General features: G+C 61.3%; 19 protein-coding genes. 10 read left to right on the forward strand and 9 right to left on the reverse strand.

Features of this window, described 5'->3' with window-relative positions:
- Window positions 1–19 precede the first annotated feature (19 nt).
- On the reverse strand, window positions 20–1,816 hold the full coding sequence (locus ACIK7D_RS05415; RefSeq protein WP_400155765.1) for an acyl-CoA dehydrogenase C-terminal domain-containing protein: 1,797 nt from the start codon (window positions 1,814–1,816) through the stop codon (window positions 20–22).
- 377 nt (window positions 1,817–2,193) lie between these two features.
- Between ACIK7D_RS05415 and podJ the strand changes: the two genes are divergently transcribed.
- The 4 genes from podJ (at window position 2,194) to ACIK7D_RS05435 (ending at window position 8,539) form a co-directional block, all read left to right on the forward strand.
- A complete protein-coding gene (gene podJ, locus ACIK7D_RS05420) occupies window positions 2,194–5,928 on the forward strand; it encodes a cell division protein PodJ (protein ID WP_400155766.1) in 3,735 nt (1,244 codons plus the stop codon).
- Window positions 5,929–6,191: 263 nt separating this feature from the next.
- Window positions 6,192–7,118: a sulfite exporter TauE/SafE family protein gene (locus ACIK7D_RS05425; RefSeq protein ID WP_003522786.1), complete on the forward strand. Its 927-nt coding sequence runs from the start codon at window positions 6,192–6,194 to the stop codon at window positions 7,116–7,118.
- Window positions 7,115–7,942 carry a TIGR02186 family protein gene (locus ACIK7D_RS05430; protein WP_080817933.1) on the forward strand — a complete coding sequence of 276 codons (828 nt, stop codon included), beginning with the start codon at window positions 7,115–7,117 and terminating at the stop codon, window positions 7,940–7,942. The genes ACIK7D_RS05425 and ACIK7D_RS05430 overlap by 4 nt, the downstream gene beginning before the upstream one ends.
- 159 nt (window positions 7,943–8,101) lie before the next feature.
- Window positions 8,102–8,539, forward strand: a complete 438-nt coding sequence (locus tag ACIK7D_RS05435) for a universal stress protein (protein ID WP_127756393.1) — start codon at window positions 8,102–8,104, stop codon at window positions 8,537–8,539.
- Between the two features lie 49 nt (window positions 8,540–8,588).
- On the opposite strand, the gene pdeM is transcribed toward ACIK7D_RS05435, so the two are convergent.
- A complete protein-coding gene (gene pdeM / locus ACIK7D_RS05440) occupies window positions 8,589–9,317 on the reverse strand; it encodes a ligase-associated DNA damage response endonuclease PdeM (protein ID WP_065654494.1) in 729 nt (242 codons plus the stop codon).
- Window positions 9,318–9,348: 31 nt separating this feature from the next.
- Window positions 9,349–11,868: a ligase-associated DNA damage response DEXH box helicase gene (locus tag ACIK7D_RS05445; RefSeq protein WP_400155767.1), complete on the reverse strand. Its 2,520-nt coding sequence runs from the start codon at window positions 11,866–11,868 to the stop codon at window positions 9,349–9,351.
- Between the two features lie 121 nt (window positions 11,869–11,989).
- Between ACIK7D_RS05445 and ACIK7D_RS05450 the strand changes: the two genes are divergently transcribed.
- Both ACIK7D_RS05450 and ACIK7D_RS05455 read left to right on the forward strand, forming a co-directional pair.
- Window positions 11,990–12,493 (forward strand): Rrf2 family transcriptional regulator, encoded by a 504-nt coding sequence (locus ACIK7D_RS05450; RefSeq protein ID WP_127756396.1) that lies wholly within the window; start codon window positions 11,990–11,992, stop codon window positions 12,491–12,493.
- Between the two features lie 97 nt (window positions 12,494–12,590).
- Window positions 12,591–13,052: a carboxymuconolactone decarboxylase family protein gene (locus tag ACIK7D_RS05455; protein ID WP_078051285.1), complete on the forward strand. Its 462-nt coding sequence runs from the start codon at window positions 12,591–12,593 to the stop codon at window positions 13,050–13,052.
- Between the two features lie 26 nt (window positions 13,053–13,078).
- Here the strand turns inward: ACIK7D_RS05455 and ACIK7D_RS05460 are convergent, their stop codons facing one another.
- The 3 genes from ACIK7D_RS05460 to ACIK7D_RS05470 all read right to left on the reverse strand — a co-directional run bounded on the left by ACIK7D_RS05460 (window position 13,079) and on the right by ACIK7D_RS05470 (window position 15,580).
- Window positions 13,079–13,720: a YitT family protein gene (locus ACIK7D_RS05460; protein WP_137002853.1), complete on the reverse strand. Its 642-nt coding sequence runs from the start codon at window positions 13,718–13,720 to the stop codon at window positions 13,079–13,081.
- A gap of 172 nt (window positions 13,721–13,892) precedes the next feature.
- A complete protein-coding gene (locus ACIK7D_RS05465; protein ID WP_065654497.1) occupies window positions 13,893–14,504 on the reverse strand; it encodes a YitT family protein in 612 nt (203 codons plus the stop codon).
- 134 nt (window positions 14,505–14,638) lie between these two features.
- Entirely contained in the window at window positions 14,639–15,580 is a 942-nt protein-coding gene (locus ACIK7D_RS05470) for a methyltransferase domain-containing protein (protein WP_400155768.1), read from the reverse strand.
- Window positions 15,581–15,748: 168 nt separating this feature from the next.
- On the opposite strand from ACIK7D_RS05470, the gene ACIK7D_RS05475 reads away from it, so the two are divergent.
- Window positions 15,749–16,015 (forward strand): DUF6460 domain-containing protein, encoded by a 267-nt coding sequence (locus tag ACIK7D_RS05475; protein WP_003493739.1) that lies wholly within the window; start codon window positions 15,749–15,751, stop codon window positions 16,013–16,015.
- Window position 16,016: 1 nt separating this feature from the next.
- Window positions 16,017–16,514 (forward strand): CAP domain-containing protein, encoded by a 498-nt coding sequence (locus tag ACIK7D_RS05480; RefSeq protein ID WP_003519931.1) that lies wholly within the window; start codon window positions 16,017–16,019, stop codon window positions 16,512–16,514.
- A gap of 188 nt (window positions 16,515–16,702) precedes the next feature.
- On the opposite strand, the gene ACIK7D_RS05485 is transcribed toward ACIK7D_RS05480, so the two are convergent.
- Both ACIK7D_RS05485 and ACIK7D_RS05490 read right to left on the reverse strand, forming a co-directional pair.
- Entirely contained in the window at window positions 16,703–17,794 is a 1,092-nt protein-coding gene (locus ACIK7D_RS05485; protein ID WP_400155769.1) for a quinone-dependent dihydroorotate dehydrogenase, read from the reverse strand.
- A complete protein-coding gene (locus tag ACIK7D_RS05490; RefSeq protein ID WP_059759483.1) occupies window positions 17,794–18,147 on the reverse strand; it encodes a DUF952 domain-containing protein in 354 nt (117 codons plus the stop codon). The genes ACIK7D_RS05485 and ACIK7D_RS05490 overlap by 1 nt, the downstream gene beginning before the upstream one ends.
- 243 nt (window positions 18,148–18,390) lie before the next feature.
- Between ACIK7D_RS05490 and ACIK7D_RS05495 the strand changes: the two genes are divergently transcribed.
- Window positions 18,391–19,041, forward strand: a complete 651-nt coding sequence (locus ACIK7D_RS05495) for a response regulator transcription factor (protein WP_035265127.1) — start codon at window positions 18,391–18,393, stop codon at window positions 19,039–19,041.
- A 112-nt stretch (window positions 19,042–19,153) separates the two neighbouring features.
- A complete protein-coding gene (locus tag ACIK7D_RS05500; RefSeq protein ID WP_080817957.1) occupies window positions 19,154–19,804 on the forward strand; it encodes a helix-turn-helix transcriptional regulator in 651 nt (216 codons plus the stop codon).
- A 55-nt stretch (window positions 19,805–19,859) separates the two neighbouring features.
- Here the strand turns inward: ACIK7D_RS05500 and ACIK7D_RS05505 are convergent, their stop codons facing one another.
- The gene (locus ACIK7D_RS05505; protein WP_400155770.1) at window positions 19,860–20,612 is read right to left on the reverse strand and encodes a polysaccharide deacetylase family protein; all 753 of its coding nucleotides are present in this window, start codon (window positions 20,610–20,612) and stop codon (window positions 19,860–19,862) included.
- Window positions 20,613–20,632 lie beyond the last annotated feature (20 nt).

Genomic DNA, 20,632 nt, shown 5'->3' on the forward strand with positions numbered 1-20,632 from the left:
GTTAGAAACGCCAGCCTCATCAGAATGCTTCCGCAGCCAGTTCCATCATGGTGTCCGCGCCGGTTTCGATGCGGGCCTTGCGCAGCGCCGTTTCCGGCATGATGCGCTCCATATAAAACTTCGCCGTGACAAGCTTGGTCTTGAGGTAATCCTCGTCCGAAGCGCTGCCTGCCGCAAGCGCTTCGCTGGCCGCTTTCGCCATGCGCGCCTGCATGTAGCCCAGCACCACGATGCCGAAGAGATGCATATAGTCGGTCGAACCGGCACCGGCATTGTCGGGCTTGGCCATGGCGTTCTGCATGAACCACATGGTTGCGGCCTGCAGATCGTTCAAGCCCTTCTTCAGGCCCTTGGTGTAAAGGGCGAGCTTTTCATCGGCGCGGTTTTCCTCGCAGAAATCGCCGATTTCCTTGAACAGCGCCATGACGGCGCGGCCGCCATTCATGCCGAGCTTGCGGCCGACCAGATCGAGCGCCTGAATGCCGTTAGCGCCCTCGTAGATCATGGTGATGCGCGCATCGCGGACATATTGGCTCATGCCATGTTCCTCGATGTAACCGTGACCGCCGAAGACCTGCTGCGCCATGACGGCATGGTCGAAGCCCTTGTCGGTCAACACGCCCTTGAGGATCGGGGTGACGAGACCGAGCAGATCATCTGCCGCCTGCCGCTGCTTTTCGTCGGCGGCGCGGTGGGCGATGTCGGATTGCAGCGCGGTCCAGAGCAGGAAGGCGCGGCCGGCCTCGTTATAGGCCTTGATGGTCATCAGCGTGCGGCGGATATCGGGATGCACGATGATCGGATCGGCCTTCCTGTCGGGGAATTTCGCACCGGAAAGCGAGCGGCCCTGAATGCGCTCACGGGCATATTCGACTGCGTTCTGATAGGCGATCTCGCCGACGGAAAGCCCCTGCAGGCCGACGCCGAGGCGGGCTTCGTTCATCATCACGAACATGGCCGAAAGGCCCTTGTTCTCAGCGCCCAGCAGATAACCCGTCGCATCATCATAGTTCATGACGCAGGTGGCGTTGCCGTGAATGCCCATCTTGTGTTCGATGGCGCCGCAGGTGACGCCGTTGCGCTCGCCAAGCGTGCCGTCTTCCTTGACGAGGAATTTCGGCACGATGAAGAGCGAAATGCCCTTCGTGCCTTCAGGCGCACCTTCGATGCGGGCGATCACCAGATGGACGATATTGCCCGTCATGGAATGTTCGCCGGCGGAGATGAAGATCTTCTGGCCGGAAATCTTGTAAGTGCCGTCGCCCTGCGGCACCGCCTTGGTGCGCAGCAGGCCGAGATCGGTGCCGCAATGGGGTTCGGTGAGGTTCATGGTGCCGGACCATGTGCCTTCCACCATCTTCGGCAGATAGGTTTCTTTCTGCTCCTGCGTACCATGCACGAGGACTGCGGCAATCGCACCCTGCGTCAGGCCGGGATACATCATCAGCGACAGGTTGGCCGACGACATATATTCGCCGATGGCGGCATGAAGCGTATAGGGCAGCCCCTGCCCGCCGAATTCCGGCGGAACGGCAAGACCAATCCAGCCGCCTTCACAATAGGCGTCATAAGCATCCTTGAAACCATCCGGCACGGAGACCGAACCGTCATCGGCGCGCTTGCAGCCCTGTTGATCGCCGGAAAGGTTGAGCGGGAAAAGCCGTTCTTCGGCAAGCTTTGCGGCTTCGCCGGTAATGGCCTCGATCATGTCGGGGGTTGCATCCTCGAAGCCGGGCAGGTTGTTATACCGCTCCAGGCCGAGAACGTCGTTCAGGATAAAAAGCGTGTCTTTAACTGGGGCCTTGTAAACAGGCATTACCGATGTTCCTCCGCATCGTGGGCGCCGGCGATAATCCGGCCGATATGGGATGACAATATTTGACGTGCGCGTAAACGTCAAATAAATTTCAGCGGAATATCCCTTCTCCTTTTTCGCGGAATGGACGTCCTGCCCAGCGCAGGGCTGCCGCCTGCCGCAAAAGTTAAAAAATTCCGACCATAGTTAACCACTTCTTTACCACGTTTCGTGAATTCTCCCGACAGAGGTAACTGCTTCGTACTCCGGCGCATTTTCCTCAACGGGGGCGAATACCGGCTCTAGGATTGCTGCATGTTGCGGCGACGGCGTGTCCAGGCAGGCAACGTCGCGACAGATAACCGGGCACGGCGGGCGGAAGCGAAGCGAGCGAAAAGATGAACGGATTGCGATCGAAAACCCAACAGCCAAGCGACAGATCGTCTCTTGATGCGCTCAATCGCACCATTGAAGGCCTTGAAGCCCGTATCGAAGGGCTGATGAGCCAGAAGTTCCCGCGCGACCCCCGGGCCGCGAGCGCTCAGCCCGAAGCGAAAAGCGAGGCGTATGCCGCGCGCGCCGCCGTCACGCCGCCGCAGCTCGATCCCGTCAACGAAATCCGCCAGCGCCAGCGTCTCCTCGAAGCGAGCTTCCAGCGCCCGCAGGAACCCGCCGCCCGGCCGGAACGGACGATTACTAGACCGCTTGCACCGGAATACCGGCCGAGGGACGCACAGCAGGCCGCCGCCGCACCGCGCGCGCGTTCCATCCCGCCCTATCAGGAACCGCAGCGCAATGACGCGGCGCTGCAGGAAATCGCCCAGGCGCTCGTCAATCTGCGGCATGAGCTGAAGCACGACATTGCCGAGGGCGTCGCCCGCGAAGCGCAGGGACTGCGCGCCGAGATCCGCAATATTCGCGCGGTGGCGGAAGACCAGCAGTTCATCGGCGATCTGCGCGACGATATCGCACGTCTGGCCGGCAGCATCGACCAGCTCGGCAATCTGGCATCTCCCGATGCGTACGGGCTGCGCAACGAATTCGAGGACCTGCGCCTGACGATCGATCAGCTTGCGCGCGAAGACAGCGTGCACCGGATCGAAAGCCGCTGGAACAATGTGGAAGACACGCTGCGCGGTTTCGACGCCGGCGCGTTGCAGGATGAGATCGTTTCGCTCGCCTATCGTCTCGACGACATCAAGACGCAGCTCGGCGGCATGAGCAACAATCCGGCCGTGCGCGTGCTCGAAGAAAAGCTGATCGCCATTGCCAGCGCCGTGGAGCAGCTCGGCAAGCACATGCAGCCGAACGAAGCGGCCTTTACCGAACAGTTTTCCGGTCTCGACCAGCGGCTGGACGAAATAAGCCGCGCCATTGCCGCAACCGGCACGCGCGCCAATGCGCAGGCAACGGACAATGCGCTGGCGCAGCGTCTGGAAAACCGGCTGAACGGCCTTGCCGAACAGCTCGGCGACATCAATCGCCTTGCCGCCGCAAAACCTGAACCGGCGCTGGACCTGACCGCCCGCCTTGAAGCGCTGGCCGGCAAGATCGACGAACTCAGCACCGCCCGCGACGCCGCGCAGTTGCATGAGCGGCTGGACCAGCTTTCCCTGCTTCTGGAGCGTTCGCAGCGCCCCTCGCAACAGGCGGAACTGACGTCTTTCCTCAGCGACATTTCCCGCAAGATCGACGCGCTGGATCACGGCGCCGTCAATGACGGTCTGGCCGAACGGCTCGACCTGCTCTCGCGTCGGATCGAGGACCTCGACTATCGTTACAGCCAGCCGCAGCCGGCATCGGGCCTCAGCGAAAGCGCCTTCTCGCGTCTGGAAGAGCGGCTCGGCAATATTGCCGCCCGTCTCGACGAGACCGCCCATGCCGCGCCTGCCGACAGCCACGCGCTGGCAAGCCTCGAAAACCAGATCGCCCATCTCTCGACGCTGATCAGCCAGCCGATGCAGATGCAGGCCGCAGGCATGCCGCCTGAACTCGATGCCCGCATGGCGGCCATCGAAGACTACATGGCGTCCAACGACGAATATATCATCGAAGCAGCCCGGCAGGCGGCCGAGGCCGTTCTGGACGCCTATACCCGTAACAATCTCTCGGCCGGCGCAAACCTTGCCGACATGACCATGTTGACCGATCTTGCGACCGATCTGCGCAATCTCGAAGCCTTGAGCCGCAACACCGAAGAGCGCACGCACCGCACATTCGAAGCGCTGCATGAGACGTTGGTGCAAATCGCCGGCCGGCTGGATAACCTCGACAATGCTCCCGTCTACCGCGAAGAGGCCGCGCCCCGCAGCGTCGCGAAGCCTGTGTCGGCCCCTGCGCAGGAAGATATATCCATGCCGGCCGCCATCTTCCCGGAAGAGGGTTATATTGCCGAAGAACAGGCCATTCTCGACGCCGACGGGAAAGATGGAGATGCCATCGTGCCTCCCGCTGCGGCAAAGCCCGCGAAGGCGGAAAAAAAGAGCCTGCTTGCCGGCCTGACGAAGCGTTTCAAGACGGGTACTGCAAAGACCGTCAAAACCGCAGAAGAACCCGTATCGGCCTCCTCCTCCGCCCGCACGCAGGTCGAGCCCGCCCCGTCGCTCGATCCGATCGACGTTCTGCCGGCGGGTCAGGAGAACGAACTTCTGGAGCCGGGTTCGGGTGCGCCCGATATCAAGAAAATCCTCGAGCGCGTGCGCGCCAGCCAGGTGGCCGCCAGCGGCAAGGCCGCAGATGCCGAAGGACGGACGGATTTCATTGCCGCCGCCCGTCGTGCGGCACAGGCCGCCGCCATGGAAACATCGCCGGAGAAGCCCGATACCGGCAAGAAGGGCCGCAAGGCCGAGGCATCGGGGCTTTCGCGCTATCGCCGCCCGCTGCTGCTCGGCATCGGCGCCATTCTTCTGGCGATGATGGCCATGCCGCTCGTCAAGACGCTGATTGGCGGCGCGGAAGCCCCGGCGCCGGTCATCGAGCAGAAGCAGGACAATGGCCCGGTCTCCGCGCTTCCCGAAGCGGGCGACAAGACCGTGACCATTCCGTCCGACCTCGCCATCGATCCGGAACAGGCCGCATCCGCAGACAGCATCGAAAACACCGCACCGGCGCAAAACACCATCGATCCCCGCACCGTCGGCGGCGCACCGCTGCCTGACGAGCCGCCGGTTGCCGACGTTCCCGCAGTGGATGCGGCGAATTCCGGCACCGTCGCGCAGAACGAACCTTCGGCTCCGGCACAGGTCGCCGCCACGGCTGCTCCCGCCCAGGACGCCATCACCGTTCCCGCCGGCATCGCGCCGGCATCGCTTGCAGAAGCGGCCGCCAAGGGCGACACGCAGGCGCTGTTCGAGATCGCAGCCCGCTACACCGATGGCCGCGGCGTTGCCGCCGACCGCACCGAGGCGGCAAAGTGGTACAAGCTCGCCGCTGATCGTGGCCTTGCACCCGCGCAATATCGTCTCGCCAATCTCTACGAGAAGGCGAACGGCGTCGAACGCAACCTTCCCGAAGCCAAGCGCTATTACACGCTGGCCGCGGAACAGGGCAATGCGGGCGCCATGCACAATCTGGCCGTCCTGCTCGCTTCCGATGCGGCCGGTCAGCCGGATTTCGCCGCCGCCGCGCAATGGTTCATCAAGGCTTCCGACCTCGGCGTTCGTGACAGCCAGTTCAACCTCGCCATTCTCTATGCGCGCGGCAGCGGCGTGAAGCAGGACATCGAGGAATCCTACAAGTGGTTCGCCATCGCAGCCAGGGATGGTGACGCCGATGCCGCCCAGAAACGCGACGAAGTGGCAGGGGCCTTGAACCCGCAGCAGCTTCAGAGCGCAAAGGCCAAGGTGGACGCCTGGAAGGTCAAGCCGCTTTCGGAAGATGCCAACAGCGTCAACCCGCCCGAAGAATGGGCCGGCAAGGAAGGCGTGAAAACCGCCTCCGTGGACATGGAAAAGGCGATCCGCAACATTCAGGCGATCCTGAACAAGAACGGTTTCGATGCCGGCCAGCCTGACGGCAAGCTCGGCAAGAACACCGTGACGGCCATCAAGGACTTTCAGAAGTCCGTGGGCCAGACGCCGGACGGCCGCATTACCAACGAGCTGGTGACCGCGCTTCTCGCCCGCAACAAATAAACATTCGAGAACCGGCGAAGCGGCCCCCTGGCCGCTTTCGCTCAGCCCGGCGCAGGAATGTGGCCGGCTGCCGACACACGGCCGCTATCTTTCCAAATTATCAACGTATTTACCGTTGAATGTTGACAGGTCAGGCCCTCGCGGGCATGACGGATGAAGGCCGGGCATGCCCGGTCTTTTCAGACAGAAAGTGTAAATCGCGGCGCGGCCCCCTCACCCGGACAAGCCCTGCCGCCCGGAACCATTTGCCCGAGGTCCGAGCCGTGACTGTCTATCTGCCGATCGCAGAACTGTCGGTGAATATTTTCATCATTCTCGGCATGGGCGCGGCCGTCGGTTTTCTTTCCGGCATGTTCGGCGTGGGCGGCGGTTTTCTGATTACCCCGCTTCTGATTTTCTACAATATTCCGCCTGTGGTGGCCGTAGCGACGGGTGCAAACCAGGTGGTCGCCTCCTCCGTGTCAGGCTCGATCACGCATTTCCGGCGCGGAACGCTTGACGTCAAGCTCGGTAGCGTGCTGCTTGTGGGCGGTCTGGTGGGGGCGACGGTCGGCGTATGGATATTCTCCTTCCTGCGCAGCATCGGCCAGCTCGATCTCATCGTCTCGCTCCTTTACGTCATCCTGCTCGGCACCGTCGGTGGCCTGATGCTGAAGGAAAGCATTTCGGCGCTTCGCCGCGCCGCCCGCAACGAAACCGTGACGCTGCGCCGGCCGGGCCACCACAACTGGGTGCACCGCCTGCCGCTGAAAATGCGGTTCAAGAAATCGAAGATCTATCTCAGCATCATTCCCATCGTCACGCTGGGTTTCGGCATCGGCATCCTCACCTCGATCATGGGTGTGGGCGGCGGCTTCATCATGGTGCCGGCGATGATCTATCTCTTACGCATCCCCACCAGCGTGGTTGTCGGCACCTCGCTGTTCCAGATCATTTTCGTAACCGCCTATACGACCGTGGTTCAGGCGGCGACCAACTATTCCGTCGATGTGGTTCTGGCCTTCATCCTGATGGTGGCGGGCGTCATCGGCGCGCAATATGGCGTGCGCGTCGGCCAGAAACTGCGCGGCGAACAGCTGCGCGCCCTGCTTGCGCTTCTCGTTCTCGCTGTTGCGCTTCGCCTTGCCGTATCGCTGGTGGTGCGCCCGGAAGACCTGTTTTCGGTGGCCGTCGGGGGGTTAGGTTATTGACCCGCCATTTGCTGCTTGCCGCCCTTGCGCTGGCCTCATGCCTCACCCTCGGGCAAACCGCTTCGGCCCAGACGCCGCCGCTTGCCCTGCCGCCCGGCCCGCAGCAGCGATCCCTGCTGGAAAATATCGAAATCGGCGCATCGACGACCGAAATTCCAATTGCTTCCGATTTTCGCGGCGCGGATTTCACGCTTTTCGGCGCGCTGAACAATACCGACCAGTTGCTGCTCGCTATCGGGCAATACGACATCGTCGTGACGCTTGAGGGTCCGAGCGATTACATGACAGTGCGCAAAAAGGAACGCGTGGCGGGCATCTGGATCAATACCAGCGCCATCACCTTCACGCCGCTGCCGGAATCCTATTCCATGGCCAGCACACGCAATATCAGCGATGTCGCCTCGCCCGGAACGCTCCGCGCCATGGGGCTTGGCGTCGACCATCTGTCACTGAAAAGCGCGGTCTTTTCCGGCGTGCCCGACAATGTCTTCGATTTTCAGGAAGCCTATCGGCGTCTGAAGCTTTCGAGCGGCATCTATCGCAATGATACGACCGGGGTGCGGCTGGAGCGCACCGGCCTGTTCTGGGCGACCCTGCGCCTGCCGGCCAACGTGCCGAACGGTGTGCACACCGCCCGCGCCTATCTCTTCAAGAGCGGCAAATTCATCGCCCAGCGCGAACTGAAACTGCGCGTCGTCAAGACCGGCATGGAGCAGGCGATCACCGACGCCGCGCATCAGACGCCGCTTGCCTATGGTGCGCTCTGCGTTCTGCTTGCCGTCGTGACCGGCTGGGGCGCCAGCATCATCTTCCGCAAGGACTGATCGGTTTTCATCCCGCAAAAGAGAGCGTCTGCCGCCCCTGTCGGCAAAGATAGCATTCGCTTCCGCCATCGGTTTGCAGTAAAATTCAAGGCGTTACAATCATACATGCAGCTCAAGGCGGAATGTGCGGTTGTGACCGGGATGAAAAGGAGAAATGTCATGTTCAAGCACATTCTCATTCCCACCGATGGCTCGCCGCTGGCGCAGATCGCAATCGAGCAAGGGTTCGCTCTCGCCAGGGAGGCAGGCGCAAAGGTGACCGTCGTGACGGTATCGGAACCCTTTCACGTGATTGCCAGCGATGTCGAAGACATTGCCGCCATTGCCGAAGAAGAATTCCACCGCTGCGAGGAAGCGGAACATCTGCTGAGGGATACGCAGGCGCAGGCCACTTCCATGGGGCTGGATTGCGAAGCGCTGCTGGCGCGGGCGGGCAGGCCCGACGAGGCGATCATCGAAGCCGCCAACAGGAGCGGCTGCGATCTCATCGCCATGGCCTCGCACCGGCGCCGGAGCTTCGTCGAAATGCTGCTCGGCAGCGTCACGGCCAAGGTGCTGAAGAATTCGAAGATACCGGTGCTGGTCTACCGGCAATAGAGCATTTCCAGTAAAACTGCGTATGCGGCTTTACGTCCGGAAAATACGCTCAGCCGAGAAGATTTGAAAACCGCACCGAATAGATGCGGTCCCTCCCCATCAGATGCGCGACGAGAGCGGCATGATCGAACAGGCCGCGCATGGCCTTGTGCCGCAAATCCAGCCCGCCGCTCATGACCCCGAAAGCCGGCATCAACAGACGCGAACCGTCAGTGGCGAAACAGGGCCGCCTCACCGTCTTTTCGCGGCGGCGGACCGTGGCGGAGGGATGCAGGTGCCCGGCGATTTCGCCGGCGGCATCGCCCGGCTTCGGTTCGTGGCGGAAGACGAGAGTGCCGTAGAACATCTCATCCACCGAAGAACCCGGCAGATCGACCGTGCCGTCGGGATCGTGATTGCCGTTGATCCATATCCATTCGCGGCCACGGGCCATGTCGCGGATGAGCTCGCGCAACGGCAGCGGCAGATGCTCGGAACCGACGCGGTCGTGGAAATTATCGCCAAGGCTGACCACGATCTTCGGATCGTAACGGCTGACGAGGGAGGAGAGGATTTTAAGCGTGGCGATGGTGTCGTATGGCGGCAGCATGCGTCCGCGCCTTGCAAAAGCCGCGCCCTTTTCCAGATGCAGATCGGAGACGACGAGCAGCGACAGGTCCGGCAGGTAAAGCCCGCCCAAAGGATCGCACCAGGCGGCGACGCCATTGATGGCGGTTTCGCTGCCAAGGCATTCGAAGCCATTGGAAAACCTATCGCTCAATGTCAGCCGGCTCAGCACTTTTGCCTTTGTTCCTTCATTCCGCTCAGTTTCAGGACATGGCCTCGGCGATCAGCTCGTCGGCGGCCTCGGCCAGCACATCGTCCATCGCCTCACCCGCCACCGTCTCACGGCCGATTTCCAGCATAACCGGAACGGCAAGCGGCGAGACATGTTCCAGCGCGCGGTGGGTGGTGTGGCCCGTGATTCGCTTCAGCATATCGCCAAGACGGCCAATGTCCAAAAGTCCCGCCGCGGCATCCCGCCGCGTCGCTTCCAGCAGGATATGATCCGGCTCATGGCTGCGAAGAACGTCATAAATAAGATCGGCGGAGACCGTGACCTGCCGGCCGGTCTTTTCCTTACCGGGATGGCGGCGTTCGATCAGACCGGAAATGACGGCACAATTGCGGAAGGTGCGCTTCAGCATGAAGGATTCATCCAGCCATGCCTCCAGATCGTCGCCCAGCATGTCCTCGTCCAGTAGGTCTGCAAGCGAAAGTCGGCGGGATTTCAGCCGCCTGCCGATATCTTCCATGGCCCAGATGGCGAGCGAATAATCGGTGGCGACAAAGCCCATGGGCTTGGCGCCCGCGCGTTCCAGCCGTCGCGTCAGCAGCATGCCGAGCGTCTGGTGCGCCAGCCGTCCCTCGAAGGGATACATGACCATGAAGAAGCGCTTGCGGAAGGGGAAGGTCTCGACCAGCAACTCGTCGCGCTTGGGAATGATCGACTTTTCCTTCTGGATCGCCAGCCAGTCGCGCACCTGATCCGGCAGGGCATGCCAGCGCGTCGGGTCTGCCAGCATGGAGCGCACCTGATCCGCGAGATAGGTGGAGAGTGGGAACTTACCACCGGCATAGGAGGGTATCTTCGGGTCCATCGAAAAGGCCTGCGAGACCAGGCATTCGTTCTCCCTGATGCCCTCGAAACGCAGCACCTTGCCGGCGAAGAGGAAGGTATCGCCCTGCACCAGCTGTTCGAGGAAATATTCCTCAACCTTGCCGAGCGACATGCCGCCGCGCCCGACCGTGCCCTTGGCATTGCGCTTGACCATGCGGACATTGAGTTCCGCCGCCTCGACGATGGTGCCGAGGTTGAGGCGATATTGCTGTGCGACCGCCGGATTGGAGACGCGCCAGCGACCGTCCTTCATCTGGCGGATGCGGGCGTAACGCTCATAGGTGCGCAGCGCATAACCGCCGGTGGCGGTGAAATCCACCACCCGGTCGAAGGTGGTGCGCGGCAGGTCGGCATAGGGCGAGGCGCTGGTTACTTCGCGATAGAGATCGTCCGCATCGAAGGGCTCGGCGCAGGCCATGCCGAGCACATGCTGGGCGAGAACATCGAGCGCGCCCTCGGCAATCGGCGGCGTATCCTGCGCGCCGATATAATTGGCATCAAGGGCTGCCCGGCACTCCATCACCTCGAAACGGTTGGCGGGAACGAGGATCGCCTTTGACGGCTCATCCATGCGGTGATTGGCGCGGCCGATGCGCTGGGCAAGGCGGCTTGCGCCCTTCGGCGCACCGACATGCACGACGAGGTCGACATCGCCCCAGTCTATGCCGAGATCGAGCGTGGAGGTGGCGACGACGGCACGCAATTTGTTTTCCGCCATGGCCGCTTCCACCCTGCGACGCTGGCCGGCATCCAGCGAACCGTGATGCAGCGCAATCGGCAGATTGTCGTCATTAATGGTCCAGAGTTCCTGGAAGATCAGCTCCGCCTGCGAGCGGGTGTTGACGAAGATCAGAGTCGTCTGGTGGTCTTTCAGCGCGGCATATAGATCCTTCATGGCGTAACGCGCCGAATGGCCGGACCATGGGATGCGCTCTTCCGTGCTCAGGATGGAGATATTCGGCTTTGCCCCACCTTCGACGGTGATGAGGCCGGCGGGCGGCTCATCCTGCCCCTGCGGCGCGAGATAACGGCGCAAATCCATCGGCTCCGCAACCGTGGCCGAGAGGCCGATGAAGCGCACATCGGGTGCGTGCCGGCGCACCCTCGCAAGCGCCAGCGCCAGCAGATGGCCGCGTTTGGAGGTGACGAGCGAATGCAGCTCGTCCAGCACCACATATTTCAGGTCACGGAAAAAGCGCTCGGCCTCCTTGTTGGCGAGCAGCAGCGAGACCTGCTCCGGCGTCGTCAGCAGAATATCCGGTGGCTTCACCTTCTGGCGCTGGCGTTTGCCCTGCGGCGTATCGCCCGTACGGGTCTCGATGGAAATCGGCAGGCCCATTTCGGAGACGGGTCTGGTGAGGTTGCGTTCGATATCCACCGCCAGCGCCTTGAGCGGCGAGATATAGAGCGTGTGCACGCCTACGAAGCCGGAGCCCGGCGGCACCTTGCCGCGTTCCGCCAGATCGGTGAGCGAGGCCATGAAGCCGCCCAGCGTTTTGCCCGCCCCCGTCGGCGCGATCAGCAGCATGTTCTCGCCGCCGCGCGCCCGTGCCATCAGCTCCAATTGATGGGCGCGCGGAGACCACCCCTTTTCGGCAAACCATTTCTGGAATGGAAGGGGCAAAGCGCCGACATGAGTGCCGGAAATGGGAGACTCGGTGTGTTTCACGTCTTCAAGGTAGTGAAAAACCTGCAAAAAAGAAGGGCGGAACGGGACCGCTTGACAGAAAGCGTAATCGCGGATAAATTTTATCCACGATACTGAAACGAACCGCACAGGGACAAGTCGGATGAAACTCGGCGACGGCGTGGAACAGGCCATTCACAGCGTGGGCATGCTGGCGGGACTTTCCGAAGGCGGCGTGCTGTCGGCGGCGGCGCTGGCGGAATTTCACGGCGTTTCCACGAGCTATCTTCTCAAGCATCTTCAATCGCTGTCTAATGCCGGGATTGTCGCCACCGTACCGGGGCCGAAGGGCGGTTACCGTCTGGCCCGAACGACCGACAGGATCACCCTGCTCGATATCGTGCTGGCTGTCGAAGGGCCGCAACCCGCCTTCCGCTGCGCGGAAATCCGCCAGCGCGGACCGAACCCCTTGCCGGGGCGTTATTTCACCAAGCCCTGCGGTATCAATGCCGCAATGCTGAAAGCGGAGAAGGCCTATCGGGCCGAACTCGCCAAAACCACGATCGCCGACATTCTGGGCGATCTCGCCGCCAATGACGATGGCGGGATTGCCGCGCGAGGCTGCGCCTTCCTGGAGCTGAACGAGCGCAAAACAGCGACGCGCTGATACAGCCACACCTTAACCAACCCAATGCCGGTCAGCCCAACAGCTTTCCGGACCGATGACGCATGACTTCAAACAGACCCAACCAATGGAGAGACCCATGAAAACCCGTATCAACTATGCCAAAGCATCCCCCGAAGCCTTCAAGGCGGTCATGGCTCTGGAGAATTATGTCCAGAGCAGCGGGCTTGAGCGCCGTTTCGTTCACCTCATCAAGCTGCGTGCCTCGATCATCAACGGCTGCGCTTTCTGTGTGGACATGCATGTGAAGGAGAGCCGCCATGACGGGCTTTCCGAACAATGGATCAACCTGATGAGCGTGTGGCGGGAATCCCCCGTTTATACCCAGCAGGAACGTGCACTGCTCGGGTGGGTGGACGCCGTGACGAAGATTGCCGAAACCGGCGCCCCGGATGACGCCTTCGAGACGCTGAAGGCGCATTTTTCCGATGAGGATATCGTGAAGATCACCGTCGCCATCGGCGCGATCAACACCTGGAACCGCATCGCCGTGGGTTTCCGCTCGCAGCATCCGGTCGATGCGGCTGCAAAGGCGGCGTGACCTCTTAAACCCGAAACGGGCGGCCGCTACATGGCGATGTAGCGGTCGTTCCTGTGATTGATGGCAAGCGTGAGGTTCATGACCAGCGCGCCGAGGACGGAGCAGATGATGACGAAAGGTGTGGCCACGAAGAACGAACAGGCCAGCACCATGCCATCAAAGGCGAGCTGCACGAGGCCCGCGCGCCAGCCGAAACGATCCTGAAGATAAAGCGCCAGAATGCCGAAACCGCCGAGGCTGGTGCGGTGGCGAAACAGCGCCAGCATGCCGGCCGCAACCGTCAGCCCGCCGAAAAGTGCGGCGGCAACCGGGTTGATGCTCTGAAAGGCGAAAAAGCCGGGCATATATTCCGACAGCAGCGCCGTCATGGCGATGGCGCAGAAGGTCTTGACCGTGAAGGCAAGGCCGAGGCGACGGAAGGCGAGATAATAAAACGGCAGATTGACGAGAAAGAAGACCGTACCGAAGCTTAGATCGGTGCCGTAATGCACGAGAAATGCCAGACCGACCGTGCCGCCCGTCAAAAGGCCGGCAGCGGAAAACAGCGTGACGCCGAGCGAGACCAGCATGCTGCCCGCGAGAATGCCCTGCGCATCTTCCAGCAGTGAATGACGATCCGGCGCGGAGACCCAAAGGTTCAGGCGCCTGCGCGCAGTCGTATCGTCCATGCCCCGTTCCCCTGTCTTTCGGCCCCTGCCGAGTTAGAGTTTTTCGCTTTCTTCGAATCGCGAAAACACTCTAACTCTTTGTTTTTTCGCATTTCCGGACGGAAAACCGGGGTCCACTTTTCCTGGAAATGCTCTATTGCGCTGAACTGCGACGGATTTCAACCGCTGTCGCTCAGCGCACGACGATATATCTGTCCGAGCGGTGATTGATGGCGAGAAACATGTTGAGGACAAAAGCGCCGACAATCGAATAGACAACCGTGGCCGGATCGATGACGAGGAAGGCGCAGAGCATGACGAAGGCATCGAAGGCGAGCTGGATCAGGCCGGCGCGGACGCCGAAGCGATCCTGAATATAGATGGCGAGAATGCCGATGCCACCGAGGCTGGCGCGGTGGCGATAGAGCGCCAGCAAGCCGTAACCAAGAAGCAGGCCGCCGAGCAGCGCCGCCCAGAGCGGATTGATGCTGTCGATCACCATCCAGCGCGCTTCCACCTCCGTCAGCACCGAAACAAGGCCGATGGCGATGAAGGTCTTGAAGGAAAAGGCAAGACCGAGGCGGCGGAAGGACAGGTAATAAAACGGCAGATTGACGAGGAAGAACAGGAGGCCGAAGCTGATGCCGAAGGCATAATGAAGCAGGAAGGCGACGCCGGCGGTGCCGCCGGTCAGAAGACCGACCTTGTTCAGCAGATAAAAACCGAGCGCCGAGACGATGGCACCGGTGACGATGCCCTGCACGTCTTCCACCGGCGCATGTTTGGCCGGATCGGAACTCCACATGCCGTAAACGCTTCTCGTTCTGCTCACGCTTTTTTCCTCAGCTTCAGGCATATTTTGCACTGCAAAAAACATCTGAGCAAGATGGATACGTAAGGAAGCCTGACCTATCGCGAAAATGGCAAGAAACGGAATGTTCAGGCTTTGGCACGGGCAAGAAAAAGAATGCCGGAAAGGGGTTTTCCGGCATCCTTGCGAATGGTCGTTTTGCGGATTTCGATGAGGGAAAAGCCCGTCCGCTCAAGAAGCTCGCTCACATAGCTCTTCGAGTGGGCGTAACGAAGGGATTCCCGAAGCACGAAACCGTCTTCCTCCCCCGCATCCTCCACCGAAAAGGCGAAGAAACCGGAGGGCGCAAGCAGGGCGGAAACGAGCGGCATGACGGTTTCGAGACTGCCGAGATACATCATCACGTCGGCGGCGGCCACAAGGCCGGCGCGGTGCTGCGCGAGCGTGGGGGTGAAAAGCCCCGAGGCCTCCGGCTCCAGCGAAAGATCGGCTTGGTCGAGATGATCGTAAAGCCCCTTTTCCTCCGCCTTGACCAGCATGTTCTGGGAAATATCGAAACCTTCCAGCCGCTTTGCGAAGGCGCGAATTTCAACGCCAAGGAGACCGGTGCCGCAGCCAATATCGACAATGGTGTCGAAGACGCCGCCTTTCGCCGCCTTGCCGATCAGTTCCGCCAGCTTTTGCGGCACGCTGTAATCCAGCTTTTCCACGAGCGAGGTTTCGAAACGGTCAGCGTAGTCGTCGAAGAGCCCTTCCACATAGCGGCTCGGCGGTTGCTCCGGCGTTTCGGCGGCGCCGAGAACCGCGAGTTTCAGCTCGGCTGCAAACAGCCCTTCGGTGTCCAGCTCGGCGACTTTCCCGTAAGCCGCCACGGCTTTCTCCGTTTCGCCCGCTTTTTCGTGATATTCCCCGAAGCGAAACCAGCCCGCTGTCCACCGCGGCGCAAGCTCCAGCGCCTGTTCCATGAGTTCGGCGGCAGCGGGAAAGTCACCGCTCTCCGCCAGCATGCGGGCATAGTCCGCCCGGCGGTCGGCAATGACGTCACCGGAAGAAAACTGGTTTGGGGCCATTCAAGATTCCTGAGAAGATGTCGGCTGTCATTTATCAAGCCATAAAAAAACTCAAGTCCTATTTCATGGCGGCCTCGTGGAATTGGCGAATTTGACGCGATATAGTGCGGCGAAACTTGCATCGAAGCGTCGTGCTTCATATGTCAGGACAAAACAGGAGACGTGCTGATGGCCGGTGAGGTCAACAAAATGCTGGGTGACACGGTGGCCCGTACCGTGGTGAAGCTGCTGGTGGTTTCATTGCTCGTCGGCTTTCTGATGGCGATCTTCGGATTGACGCCATGGAACATCATCTACGGCGCGCGCGATTTCGTGGTCGACCTGTGGCGCAGCGGTTTCCATGCGCTGGGCGCAATCGGCGACTATCTGATCCTCGGGGCAACGATCGTCATTCCGGTTTTCATCATCCTGCGCCTCCTGAGCTACCGCCGCTGACATGACCCATTCCACGTTTCAAACGCTTTCACGGCGCGGCTTCGTGCTGCTTTCCGCCGGCTCCGTTCTTTCCGCCTGCGTTTCCATGCCCACCAACAAGGGCATGCCCTCCGGCACCCGCGACGAGACGGCGGCCGCCCTTCCCATGGTCAACGATCTGCGCCGCTCCAAGGGGCTTTCGCCGCTTGCCATCAATGGCGCGGCAAGCGGTGCTGCTGCCTATCAGGCCGGCCGCATGGTCAAGGCGCAGAAGATGGCGCATCTGATCGGCCTGACCGACAGTTTCCTGATCCGCATGAAAGACGGCAATGTGCCGCTTCCGGCAGCGGAAAACGTGGCCGCCGGGCAAGACAGCGTCGAGCGGGTGGTCAAGGCCTGGATCGGCTCACAACATCACCTCGAAAACATGCTCGGGCCCTATAACGGCCTCGGCGTCGCGGTCGCCTATGACGCGGCCAGCCGCAACCGGCCCTATTGGGCGATGGTGCTCTGCGCCTGAGGTTAAGCGCGGGAACCACCCTCTTCCCTCATTCCTGTGCTTGTCACAGGAATCCAGCCGACGCGCGTCTGCGCGGCGGGGAGAGTCCTTTCAGCCCAAGGACTTGGGCTGGCTGGATCCCTGTGACAAGCACAGGGATGAGGAAGGAGAGCCCCTGAGGACGGGTTGTCAACCGTTCAGGCCCGCTCTCAGCCGAGATTGCGATCCGCCCAGCGGTCCACCGCGCTGTCGCGCAGGTCGCGAATGGACTGTACGCCCTCGCGGGCGACCAGCTTCGACAAGCCCTTGACGATGGCCGAGGGCAGGCCGGGGCCTTCATAGACCATGCAGGAATAGAGCTGCACGAGATCGGCCCCTGCCCTCACCTTTTCCAAAGCCGTCTCTGCGGATGACACACCGCCGACGCCGATGATCGGCAGGTTGCCGCCGACGCGGCGGCGCATCTTGGCGAGAACCGTGGTGGAAAGCTCGAAGATCGGCTTGCCCGAGAGACCGCCCGCCTCACCCTTGTGCAGGCCCGGCCTCAGGCCTTCGCGGGAAAGCGTGGTGTTCGAAACGATCAGGCCATCGAGATCATGGGCGAGCGCCTCCTCGGCAACGTCGTCCAGCCCCTCTTCGGTCAGATCGGGCGCGATCTTGAGGAAGATCGGGATGCGTTTGCCGAAACGTTCGGCTTCCGCCTTGCGGCGCTCCAGCACGGCGGCGAGAAGTGCTGCAAGGCTTTCGCGCGCCTGCAGGTCGCGCAGGCCGGGCGTGTTGGGCGAGGAAATATTGACGGTGAAATAGGATGCAACCGAATAAAACGCCTCGATGCCCTGGACATAATCGGCGATGCGGTCTTCGCTATCCTTGTTGGCGCCGATATTGACACCGACGATGCCGCGCAGCTTTGCCTGCTTCAGACGTTCCAGCGCGGCGGCATGGCCTTCATTGTTGAAGCCGAGGCGATTGATGACGCCTTCATCCTCAACCAGACGGAAGATACGGGGTTTGGGATTGCCGGATTGCGCTTTCGGCGTGACGGTGCCGATTTCGGTAAAGCCGAAACCGAGCCTCAGAAGCGGCCCCGGCACTTCCGCATTCTTGTCGTAACCCGCCGCCATGCCGAGCGGATTGGGGAAGACGAGCCCCGCCACCGTCTGCTGCAGACGCAGATCGTGAGGCACCATGCAGGTGGGCAGGAAGCCGCTTTTCAGCGCCGCAATGGACAGGCCATGCGCCTTTTCCGGATCGACCAGAAACAGGCCCTTGCGGCCGATCGAGGAAAATAATCCGCTCATCACAAAATCTCCGGGAACTGGTGCTGGCCGTCGTGACCGAGCGAAAGCGGCGTTTCCCAAAGCACGGCGGTCAAGGGAAGAGGCGCATAAAGATGCGGGAAAAGATCGCCGCCTCTGGAGGGTTCATAAACCAGCTTGTCGCCGAGGGCCGCGCCGTCGACCGCGATCAGAAGCAGATCGACCTGGCCGGAAAAATGCCGCGCGGCGGTCTCTGCCGCCTGTTTTGCCGTTGAAAAATGAATGAAGCCGTCGGTCAGGTCGATGGCCGCACCTTCGAAGACGCCCTTCGCCTTTGCCGCGCTCCATAACGTCTCCGGCACGATTTTATAGATGATCGCGGGCGTTTCCTGCATAGGGCTCTCCAAGGCTTTCCACTCAGCGGGATTTGCCGCAAAGCTCGAAGATTGTCCACAGTTTCCACGGCATTTTTATTGCGGAGAGCCTGAAAGACCGCCTGTCCACAAGCTTTTCCTTGTAATGCGGGACCGATTGGCGCAACCTTTCGCGGAGGAGCCGGACGTGTTTCGACCACCGGCAAATGGGAGTGAGCCAGTATCAGAAAAAGAGCCGCATAACGCCCTTGGGAGGGGGCCAGAATGTCGGAACTTGTCATTATCATAGCAGACGACCACCCGCTTTTTCGTGGCGCCCTGAAACAGGCCGTATCCGGCCTCGACGGGCAACAGAGCATTATTGAAGCCGGGGATTTCGAGGCCGCCCGAAGTGCAGCCGCAGCGCGCAACGACGCCGATCTCATGCTTCTCGATCTCGCCATGCCGGGGGTCAGCGGATTTTCAGGCCTGATGGCGCTCCGGGCGGAATTCTCCAGCCTGCCGATCGTCATCGTTTCGGCAACGGACGATGCGACCACCGTGCGCCGCTCCATCGAACTCGGTGCTTCCGGTTTCATTTCCAAATCCTCGGGTATCGACGATATCAGGGACGGCATCCGCGCGGTTCTGGAAGGCGATGTCTGGATACCCGCAGGTCATCAGGGCGACAAGGAACAGGATCCTGACGTGGCCGATCTCATCGGCAGGCTCAGAACGCTGACGCCGCAGCAAAGCCGGGTTCTGGGCATGCTGGCCGAAGGGCTGCTGAACAAGCAGATCGCCTATGAGCTCAATGTTTCCGAAGCCACCATCAAGGCGCATGTCTCCGCGATCCTGCTGAAGCTCAAGGTCGACAGCCGCACCCAGGCGGTGATCCAGCTCGCCAAGATAAATACATCGGCCATGGTGGCATAGAAAAGGATTTTATTCCTTTCCTTGCTTTACTCCTGACCGGATATGGTCTAGATTCCGGTCAGTAAACGACAGGAGCTTTTCCGCTATCGGCTCCACTTGCGGGCTTTCTATCATGCTGTCACACGAGACGATCTGGAGCGCCATCGATACGCTTGCTGAACGCCACCAGCTAACGCCTTCGGCATTGGCGAAGCGCGCCGGCCTCGATCCCACCTCGTTCAATAAATCGAAACGTTTCGGGCCGGATGGCCGCAAACGCTGGCCTTCGACGGAATCCGTCTCCAAGGTGCTGGAGGCGACGGGGGCGAGCGTCGACCAGTTTTTCGGTTATGCTTTCGGCAGAGCGCAGACCATGCAGCCTTCCGGCGCCGGCAACGCCATTCCCCTGCTCGGTTTCGCACAGGCAGGCTCCGGCGGCTTTTTCGACGATGGCGGTTTTCCGGCGGGTCAGGGCTGGGATGTGGTGGAATTCCCCTCCTCTCCCGAGCGCAGGCAGGGCGTCTATGCGCTGGAGGTGCAGGGCGAGAGCATGATGCCGCTCTACCGTGACGGCGACATCCTCATCGTGGAGCCCGGCGCACAGGTGCGGCGCGGCGACCGCGTGGTGCTGAAAAGCCGCGACGGCGAAGTGATGGCCAAGGTGCTGGCGCGGCAAAGCCCCAAAAACATCGAGCTTCTTTCGCTCAACCCGGAACATCCGAACCGCAGCTTCGACATGGCCGATGTGGAATGGATCGCCCGCATCATCTGGGCCAGCCAATAACCCGCAACTGCGTTTTCCACGGTATCGACCGGGCAGGCGCGCTGAGAATATTCCTTTACAGACCGAGTGTCCTTGCGGCGGCATCGACCGTCATGATCTTCGCACCGCCCGACACCGCCCTGCGGACGAGACCCTGAAATCTGCCCTCCGGACAACCGTAAAAACTCGGCGTCTGAGAAACATCATGGGTGAAGATGATGAGCCAGCCGCCTTTTTGCAGAACATCCTCCAGCCAGCCATCGGCGGCGTCGAGGTAATTTTGATCCGAACGCAACTCGACTGCGGCAAGATTATGCGGGTCGACACTGCCCCGGTTGATCCCCGGCATGATGCCGCGCGCCGTCCTGAACCGGCGTCGCAGCAGCGGCTGCATGACCGGGGAGGCCATGCCGAAGGGAACGGAGAAATTGCGCCCGTGGCGGCTTGCATCGAATGAGCCGAGCACGCGGTCATTGCGATCGAGATCCTCCTCGAGCCCCCGCCGGGAAAAGCTCGAGAGTTTGCGATGGGAAAAGGTGTGGCAGGCAAGCTCATGGCCGGCCGCCGCCAGTTCCGCGCAGCCTTTCGCGGAAATCATCTGCTGCTGTTCATCGTATTGGTCGATAAACACGCCGGCGATGTAAAACGTGCCGCAAACGCCCTCGTTTTCCAGAATGCGCGCACCCGCCGTCCAGGCGCTTGCCGGCACATCATCGAATGTGAAGGACACGATCGGTTCGGACGTTTCGATCCGCACCCCCGGTCCCGGGAAATAGCGCACCAGCCGGTTATTGATCCGGTCTGTAAAAGTCCCGATTTTTTGCGTCATACAAAGCCCCCCGGCCTGTC

Source organism: Agrobacterium sp. P15N1-A (assembly GCF_044626815.1).
Classification (GTDB): Bacteria; Pseudomonadota; Alphaproteobacteria; order Rhizobiales; family Rhizobiaceae; genus Agrobacterium; species Agrobacterium leguminum.

Excerpts from the sequence above, each read along its gene's own strand:
- ACIK7D_RS05505 (WP_400155770.1), bottom strand. The coding sequence starts at position 20,612 with ATGACGCAAAAAATCGGGACTTTTACAGACCGGATCAATAACCGGCTG.
- ACIK7D_RS05485 (WP_400155769.1), bottom strand. The coding sequence starts at position 17,794 with ATGAGCGGATTATTTTCCTCGATCGGCCGCAAGGGCCTGTTTCTGGTC.
- ACIK7D_RS05465 (WP_065654497.1), bottom strand. The coding sequence starts at position 14,504 with ATGTGGAGTTCCGATCCGGCCAAACATGCGCCGGTGGAAGACGTGCAG.
- ACIK7D_RS05475 (WP_003493739.1), top strand. The coding sequence starts at position 15,749 with ATGGCCGGTGAGGTCAACAAAATGCTGGGTGACACGGTGGCCCGTACC.
- ACIK7D_RS05450 (WP_127756396.1), top strand. The coding sequence starts at position 11,990 with ATGAAACTCGGCGACGGCGTGGAACAGGCCATTCACAGCGTGGGCATG.
- ACIK7D_RS05455 (WP_078051285.1), top strand. The coding sequence starts at position 12,591 with ATGAAAACCCGTATCAACTATGCCAAAGCATCCCCCGAAGCCTTCAAG.
- ACIK7D_RS05495 (WP_035265127.1), top strand. The coding sequence starts at position 18,391 with ATGTCGGAACTTGTCATTATCATAGCAGACGACCACCCGCTTTTTCGT.
- ACIK7D_RS05435 (WP_127756393.1), top strand. The coding sequence starts at position 8,102 with ATGTTCAAGCACATTCTCATTCCCACCGATGGCTCGCCGCTGGCGCAG.
- ACIK7D_RS05415 (WP_400155765.1), bottom strand. The coding sequence starts at position 1,816 with ATGCCTGTTTACAAGGCCCCAGTTAAAGACACGCTTTTTATCCTGAAC.
- ACIK7D_RS05490 (WP_059759483.1), bottom strand. The coding sequence starts at position 18,147 with ATGCAGGAAACGCCCGCGATCATCTATAAAATCGTGCCGGAGACGTTA.
- ACIK7D_RS05470 (WP_400155768.1), bottom strand. The coding sequence starts at position 15,580 with ATGGCCCCAAACCAGTTTTCTTCCGGTGACGTCATTGCCGACCGCCGG.
- ACIK7D_RS05500 (WP_080817957.1), top strand. The coding sequence starts at position 19,154 with ATGCTGTCACACGAGACGATCTGGAGCGCCATCGATACGCTTGCTGAA.
- ACIK7D_RS05480 (WP_003519931.1), top strand. The coding sequence starts at position 16,017 with ATGACCCATTCCACGTTTCAAACGCTTTCACGGCGCGGCTTCGTGCTG.
- podJ (WP_400155766.1), top strand. The coding sequence starts at position 2,194 with ATGAACGGATTGCGATCGAAAACCCAACAGCCAAGCGACAGATCGTCT.
- ACIK7D_RS05460 (WP_137002853.1), bottom strand. The coding sequence starts at position 13,720 with ATGGACGATACGACTGCGCGCAGGCGCCTGAACCTTTGGGTCTCCGCG.